Below are 1,284 nucleotides of genomic sequence, written 5' to 3' on the forward strand. Positions count from 1 at the left end.
GGCCGGCGTCGACCCCGTCGTCCCGGAGTCGGCGGCAGCCGCGGCCGCCGACGAGTTCGCCGCCGACGAAGACGTCCGGGAGTTCCTCCGGACGATCGCCGACGACGTGCGCGGCGAGAGCGAGGAGAGCAAGCAGCTGTCGGCGATCCTCTACCGGGTGTCGGATCTCTACGACCCCGACGAGGCGACCTCGCCGGAGGAGATCTACCTCAACGTCCGACACATCATGCGGATCAAATCGCAGGGCGGGCTGCGGCGGTGAGCCGAGGGAACGTCACCCCTATACCCGAACGGGACCGACCGCGACCATGAGTTCGACGCTGACGCTGACGGCGGTCGCGACGCTCGTCGGCGTGACGGTCGGCGCGCTGTTCGCGTTCCTCCGGGTCCCGATCCCCGCGCCGCCGGAGCTGCCGGGCGTGATGGCGATCGTCGGTATCTACTTCGGGTTCAAGCTGGTCGAGTACACCGATTGGGGGTTCGACCTGCTCGACGCGATCGGGCTGTAGCCCGGTGGCGACGGCCGCCGGTACGGTTTTCCACCCGGCGCGTCACGCTCCGGTATGTACGACGACATCCTGCTTCCGGTCGCGCCGGGCAGCGCCGCAAACGCCGCGATACCACACGCGCGCAGCCTCGCGGAGCGGTACGACGCCACGATCCACGTCGTGAGCGCGGTCGACACGCTCGAACACACGCTAAGCGGCCCCCGCATCGCGTCGGTCGCCGACCGCGTCGAGTCGGGCGCGGAGCGCCGTGTCGAGACGGTGACCGCGGAGCTCGACGCCGCCGGCCTCGACGTGGTCGGGAGCGTGATCCACGGCGAGCCGCTGCGCGTGATCGAGAACGCCATCGAGGACACCGGCGCGGACCTCGTGGTGATGCCGACACACACGCGAACCGGCTTACAGCGCGTCCTGCTCGGTAGCGTCACGGAGAAGATCGTCCGGATCTCGCCGGTTCCGGTGGTGACGGTTCCGATGCGGGACAACGAGGACGGACGGACAGCGACCGGCGACGACGCGTGACCGACGGGACCGCCGATCCCCCTCAGTCGGGCGCGGAGCGTCCCGTCGAGACGGCGACTATCGATCCCCGCGCGGACCGAGTGACCCGGGCGTTCCGCGTCGCTTATGACGGCCGTGAGTACGCTGGGTTCCAGCGCCAACCGCACGCACGGACCGTCGAGGGGACCCTGTTGCGGGCGCTCGCCGATCACGGCCTGATCGACCGGGGCGACGGCGCGACCCACGCGGTTCCGCCGGGGTACGCCGCCGCCGGGCG

Annotated in this window: 3 protein-coding genes and 1 pseudogene; all 4 read left to right on the top strand. The window is 70.9% G+C overall.

Features of this window, described 5'->3' with window-relative positions; genetic code table 11:
* Positions 1-262 (top strand): hypothetical protein (locus ACFQEU_RS16075; protein ID WP_379783801.1); only part of this gene is annotated, 262 nt, incomplete at its 5' end.
* 46 nt (positions 263-308) lie between these two features.
* Positions 309-509 (top strand): XapX domain-containing protein, encoded by a 201-nt coding sequence (locus ACFQEU_RS16080; protein ID WP_379783803.1) that lies wholly within the window; start codon positions 309-311, stop codon positions 507-509.
* A 54-nt stretch (positions 510-563) separates the two neighbouring features.
* Positions 564-1,028, top strand: a complete 465-nt coding sequence (locus tag ACFQEU_RS16085) for a universal stress protein (RefSeq protein WP_379783805.1) — start codon at positions 564-566, stop codon at positions 1,026-1,028.
* A gap of 59 nt (positions 1,029-1,087) precedes the next feature.
* Positions 1,088-1,284 (top strand): annotated as a pseudogene (locus ACFQEU_RS16090) (tRNA pseudouridine(38-40) synthase TruA); the annotation flags it as partial.

The sequence above is a fragment of the Halorubrum tibetense genome (assembly GCF_042661865.1).
GTDB lineage: Archaea > Halobacteriota > Halobacteria > Halobacteriales > Haloferacaceae > Halorubrum > Halorubrum tibetense.

What these genes read in the sequence shown, in the direction of transcription:
- ACFQEU_RS16080 (WP_379783803.1), top strand. Translation starts at nt 309, where the DNA reads ATGAGTTCGACGCTGACGCTGACGGCGGTCGCGACGCTCGTCGGCGTG.
- ACFQEU_RS16085 (WP_379783805.1), top strand. Translation starts at nt 564, where the DNA reads ATGTACGACGACATCCTGCTTCCGGTCGCGCCGGGCAGCGCCGCAAAC.